We start from the raw sequence: 5,621 nt of genomic DNA on the forward strand, positions 1-5,621 counted from the left end.
ATCTAGTATGCTTTCTAAATCATCTAAATTGTCAGTATCATCTTCTTTAGCATCTTTCTCTTCAGTATTATCATCATTTAATACGCTTTCTAAATCATCTAAGTTACTAGTATTATTAACAACTTCTTCTTCTAATGTATCATCTAAATCATCGTTTAAATCATTTGGTAAATTATCTAATAAATTATCGATATCTTCATTATCTGTTATTGTTTCTTCTACACTATCACTAGTATTGCCATAGTCATCTAAACTTTCAGGCATAGGTAAATCATCTAATACAGGTAAATCAGGAATATTATTATTTAATTTATTATTATAAGAATCATTAATCTCAGAGTTAATTCTATTTTCTAATTCTTTATCTTTAGGTAAATCTAAATTATTTAAATCTGTATCATTATCTATTTTTTCATCATTATGTTTTATATTATCCAAATCATCAGGTAAACCTAAGTCATCAGGTAATCCTAAATCATTGTCAAGATCATCAGGCAAATCTAAATTATCTAACTCTATCTTTTCATCATTATCATCTGAATTATCAGTTATACCTAAGTCTTCAGGTAGCCCCAAATCATCAGGTAAACCTAAATCATCGTTAATGTTATCAGGTAAATTATCTAATTCAATATTATCATCACTATTATTGTCTAAATTATTAGCTGTTTCTAAGTCGTTAGGTAATCCTAAATCATCAGGTAATCCTAAATCATCGCTAGTGCTATCAGGTAAATTATCTAATTCAATATTATCATCACTATTATTGTCTAAATTATTAGCTGTTTCTAAGTCATCAGGCAATCCTAAATCGTCAGATAAACCTAAATCATCATTAGTACTATCAGGCAAATCTAGATTATCTAAATTATCTAAATCATCTATAGACGGCACATCATCATCGTTATTTGGGGTAGAATTCGCCATATATTCATCTGTAAATACTGACTTAAAATTGTTATAGTCTTCTTGTGATAATTCTTTTGGTAAGTTTTTGTTTCCTATTATAAAAGCTAAACTTCCTAATCTTTCTAAATCTTCGATTTTTGGCATATTCAATATCTATAAACTGTATTCACATATTGATTATAGTAAAATATAAAAAATATGTCAACTTCATTATCGGTTAATAAATAAAATTCAATAGAATATTTTATTTATTAACTTTATTAACTATTTCAATTTGTTTTTTACATTTATCTATTTCAATATTGTTTCTTCTCTTCTCTTCAATATTAATAGTCATCTGCTTACTTAATTTTTCTATCTTTTCATTTAATATTGAAACATCAATATCCTTTGGATATATAGCTTTTTCTACCAAAACACCAATAACATTTTGTGTTACTTCAGCAATACCGCCTTCTACATACATGTTTATTAATTTGTTTTCTTCATCATATATTCTAAGTTCTCCATAGGATATACTTACTATATATGGACAATGGTCTGTATATATAGAAACATACCCATTTACAGAAGGCAGTTCTATATGTTCTATTTTTATAGACCTTAAAATAGGTCCTTCTTTAGTGATTACCGAACATACTAATGTTTTTTTATTATTTTTTGTAGCCATATTTCTAAACTCTAAATTATTTTTTTATATTTTAAAACAATAATAAAAAATATCAATGATAATATAAATAAAATAAAAAATATAAAAGATACTATAAGTAGAAATTTTATAACAATTTTTAATGAATTAATCTCTTTGCTGAAATAATCTATATATCCATTCATTTTGGCATCAACTCTTTCAAGCATAAGTTTTTCTGTTTCATCTAACCTTTTATACATATTTTTAGCTTTATTTTCCAAGCTAGTTCCCTTTATAATATCACCAACCATATTTGCAGAAGATAAAACAGTAAGTACTATATTAATCCATTTCATCATATTTTTTATTATCCTTTTTATTTTCCTTTAGCCATTATATTATATAAGTAATCATCAGGTTTAACTATATCTCCGTTTTTATTTATAAAAGGATGAAGTGTATATCCAGTAGTATGTAATATATCAGGATTGTTTTTATTTCTAATTTCATATTTCAATTTTAATGAAACATTCTTTAATTTATCTACAGATGTATGAACAACTATTAAATCATCATATTTTATTGATATTTTATAATCTATAAAAACTTCTTTTACAGGTAAAAATATACCATAAGCCTCCATTTCTTTATATGAAATGCCTAATTCTCTTAAAAGCTCTGTTCTTCCTATTTCAAAAAACTTAAGATAATTAGCATGATAAACTATTCCCATTTGATCGGTATCAGCATATATGATTCTTATTTCAGTTTTGTTAATATGTGGCATATATTTTTGTATTCTCCTTAAAAAATAGTATTTAAGAGTAATATAAAATTATTATAACATAATTATAAAAAATTATAATAGTCATTTATTTGAAATAGAAAAAATATTTTACTATAATAGTATTGTATAAATATTTAAATATGTTATAGTTAATTTAATTGTATATAAGGAGCAAGGAATGGATAAAGTAAAGGCTGTATTAATAGAAAGTGACTCTAATATTGTAGATAAATATAAAAATGGGCTTTCAGAATCTTTTGATATAAGCACTTTTAAAGATACTCATTCATCTATGTCATATATTATCAAAAATAATATAGATATTTATTTTTATATGATTAGATATAATGAAAAAGATGAAAATAGTATTAGTTTTTTTGCTGATAAAATAAAAGATATTAATCCGCAAATAAAATTAGTTATTATAGAAGCGGAAGATGATTTTGATAATAATAAATATCCTTATGCTATAATTTTTAATAAGAAATCTGAAATGAGTCATGTTAATAATATTCTTTTGCAGCATGTTAATAATAATGATAGCTCACAAAGAAGACAATATTCTAGAGTAAATTGGCCTTTAAATGTTATTGTATCATACAAAGATAAAATGCGTGGCACTATGGAGAGAAATATACTATCTATTAGTGGTAATGGTGCTTATATTCGTTCTGATATTAATATTCCAAATAAGGGTGATATGTTAGGTCTTACTATTTCTTTTAAGGATTTTAAATTATTCACCGAAGCTAAAGTTGTTTTCATTAATAACGGTACAGAAAGACCAAATTTCCCTAAAGGTTTTGCTGTACAATTTATTGATATAGGTGTGGCTTCTCAAAAGATTATTGACCAGATTATAAGAGATAAGTTATTACAAGAAATATTGATAGAATATGAAGATGAAAATTTCTCATCATAATAAAAATTAAAGTGCTTATAAAAGAAGAGAAACAAATTTTAAGAAAATCATTAAAACTTATACGAAGTAAGTTAGATAACCATTTTATAGAGAGTAGGGCTTTATTAATTACAAATAAATTTTTTAATATAGTAGATATAAATAAATTTAGAGAAGTTTGTTTATATATAAGTTTTGCTAATGAAGTTCCTACAAAAAATATCATTGAAAAACTATTAAATAAAAATATTAAAGTATCTGCTCCATATATAATAGATGACCATAATATGACATTAAAATATATAGAAGATTATAGCAAGGATATTAATTTTAATACAAAGTTTGGTAATGGTGAGCCATTTGCACATTGTAAAGATTGTAATATAGAAAATGTAACGATGTTTATAATACCTGCTTTGGCTTTTGATGAACAATGTAATAGGTTAGGCTTTGGAAGAGGATATTATGATAATATTCTAAAAGAGAATAAAAATGCTTTAAGAATAGGGCTTTCATATGATTATCAAATACTTCCAATATTACCTAAAGATGATAATGATGAAATATTAGATATTATAATAAGTGAAAATAAAGTAATAACAGCAATATTTTAAGCTTCTATATTTTCTTCAGTGTCATCATCATCGCCGACTATTAATTTTTCCAAGTCAAGAACAACCAATAGTTTATCTTCTAGTTTAGCAACACCTTTAATGTATTTTTGACCTATTCCGGACAACATAGGAGGAGGAGGCTGTATATTAGAAGTAGCAATAGATACTACTTTAGAAATAGCATCTATAATAATACCCATATCTACATCATCTATTTTTACTATAATAATACCTGTATTTTTTTCGCCGTCATTTTCTTCTAAATTAAATCTTTTTTTAAGATCAACTATTGGAATAATATTTCCCCTAAGGTTAATAACTCCCTCAACATAATCTGGGGCATTAGGTATTAATGTGATTTTTTCCATTTTAATAATTTCTTTAGCCTGCATAATGTCTATAGCATATTCATTATGACCCAATCTAAAAGTAACTAGGTTAATACTATTTTCTACATCAACCTTATTTTCATTATTTTCAATAGATTGTTGTTCTATTTCAGCCATATATAATGCCTCCATATATTTTTGCAGTTATTAGATTATCGGAAATATATTTGCAAAATTAATAAATATTGTTTTAATCATTAGTGGGATATTTTATTATGTTTTTATTAAAAAGTCAATAAAATATGTTTTGATGTTATTTTGGTATATATATTATTAAAAACTATATGAATATAATAATACCATAGAGATAAAATTTTATCCCTATGGTATGGAGTAAGTATGATTTATTTGGTTTGTTAAAAAAAGTAAATTTCTAAATATATATATTTTTTTTTTATAATTAACTATTATAATAACTTTTAAAAATCCTCCTACTTTTTTATTCAATCTATTAAATTATTTATAAACTCATATAACACTACTTTTATAATCCTTTATTGATTAGCCTTATTTAATTTAGTGCTTAATCTGCATAAATAATAAGTAATAAATATAAATAGCCCCATTATAGCAATATGATCCATAAAGAAAAATGCAGCAGGCTCATCATAACTAGTAAGCTTTGTAATTAAAAATATTACATTGTGTAAATCTCTTTTTATGAATGAAACTATTCCATATATAGCTATTAATAAAGCGATTGTTATGCATATTGGTTTTTTTATATTTATAAATTTTTTACTCATATTTATAAATATACCCCAATGCATTCCTAAGTGTGCAGACATAAATATAAATCCCCAGTAGCTGCAAATTACATGTAATTTTTTATTAATTACCTTGATGCTGCTAAGATTAAAAAATTCTACCAAATCTTTATTAAATAATATACCAGTTATAATTAATCCAAGCATACATATAAAAAGTATAACATTTATAAATGTATTAAATGTTCTAGTTAAATTATATTTTCCTTTAAATAGATTTTTACACCAATTAAAGTTTAGTATATGATGAACTATAAAGAATGCAAAAATCAAAAAACCTAAATATTCATGTATTGTACGGCCTGTTAGATTATATGCTAATAAAATGAAAAAAAGAACGGTCATTATTATATCTATAAAAATTTTAATTATATTTTTCATCTATAATTTACCTCCTGTTACAAAATTAGTTCATTTGTAAGTTAAAGTAATTTTTTTATTGAGATAATATAGCATGCTATTTACTTTATTAGACGAATTGAATGATTAAAAGTTTCTTATAATTTGTTTTTTTAATAAATTTTATATAAAAAATTATGATTATTGTATTAATTTATGATAAATATATTTTTATTTATTATATTTGATATAGATAAAAAATAAATTTTATTTACATACCCGCC

General features: G+C 23.4%; 7 protein-coding genes and 1 pseudogene. 2 read left to right on the top strand and 6 right to left on the bottom strand.

Annotated features, from left to right (window positions below; translation table 11 throughout):
* From E6A48_RS08885 to E6A48_RS08900, 4 genes and pseudogenes are all read right to left on the bottom strand, one after another.
* Positions 1-1,053: pseudogene (locus tag E6A48_RS08885) on the bottom strand (periplasmic flagellar collar protein FlcA); the annotation flags it as partial.
* Positions 1,054-1,153: 100 nt separating this feature from the next.
* Complete coding sequence (gene atpC / locus E6A48_RS08890; RefSeq protein ID WP_219709833.1) at positions 1,154-1,579, bottom strand: ATP synthase F1 subunit epsilon; 426 nt, start codon at positions 1,577-1,579, stop codon at positions 1,154-1,156.
* An 11-nt stretch (positions 1,580-1,590) separates the two neighbouring features.
* Entirely contained in the window at positions 1,591-1,899 is a 309-nt protein-coding gene (locus E6A48_RS08895; protein ID WP_013244811.1) for a hypothetical protein, read from the bottom strand.
* Between the two features lie 17 nt (positions 1,900-1,916).
* Positions 1,917-2,327, bottom strand: a complete 411-nt coding sequence (locus E6A48_RS08900; protein WP_219709835.1) for an acyl-CoA thioesterase — start codon at positions 2,325-2,327, stop codon at positions 1,917-1,919.
* Between the two features lie 178 nt (positions 2,328-2,505).
* Between E6A48_RS08900 and E6A48_RS08905 the strand changes: the two genes are divergently transcribed.
* On the top strand, positions 2,506-3,249 hold the full coding sequence (locus tag E6A48_RS08905) for a PilZ domain-containing protein (RefSeq protein ID WP_219709837.1): 744 nt from the start codon (positions 2,506-2,508) through the stop codon (positions 3,247-3,249).
* An 11-nt stretch (positions 3,250-3,260) separates the two neighbouring features.
* Positions 3,261-3,842, top strand: a complete 582-nt coding sequence (locus E6A48_RS08910) for a 5-formyltetrahydrofolate cyclo-ligase (protein ID WP_219709839.1) — start codon at positions 3,261-3,263, stop codon at positions 3,840-3,842.
* Here E6A48_RS08910 and E6A48_RS08915 read toward each other — a convergent pair.
* Both E6A48_RS08915 and E6A48_RS08920 read right to left on the bottom strand, forming a co-directional pair.
* The gene (locus E6A48_RS08915; RefSeq protein WP_219709841.1) at positions 3,839-4,348 is read right to left on the bottom strand and encodes a chemotaxis protein CheW; all 510 of its coding nucleotides are present in this window, start codon (positions 4,346-4,348) and stop codon (positions 3,839-3,841) included. The two genes, E6A48_RS08910 and E6A48_RS08915, sit on opposite strands and share 4 nt — an antisense overlap.
* Positions 4,349-4,725: 377 nt before the next feature.
* Complete coding sequence (locus E6A48_RS08920) at positions 4,726-5,379, bottom strand: DUF4405 domain-containing protein (RefSeq protein ID WP_219709843.1); 654 nt, start codon at positions 5,377-5,379, stop codon at positions 4,726-4,728.
* Positions 5,380-5,621 lie beyond the last annotated feature (242 nt).

Source organism: Brachyspira pilosicoli, from assembly GCF_019402445.1.
Taxonomy (GTDB): Bacteria; Spirochaetota; Brachyspiria; order Brachyspirales; family Brachyspiraceae; genus Brachyspira; species Brachyspira pilosicoli_B.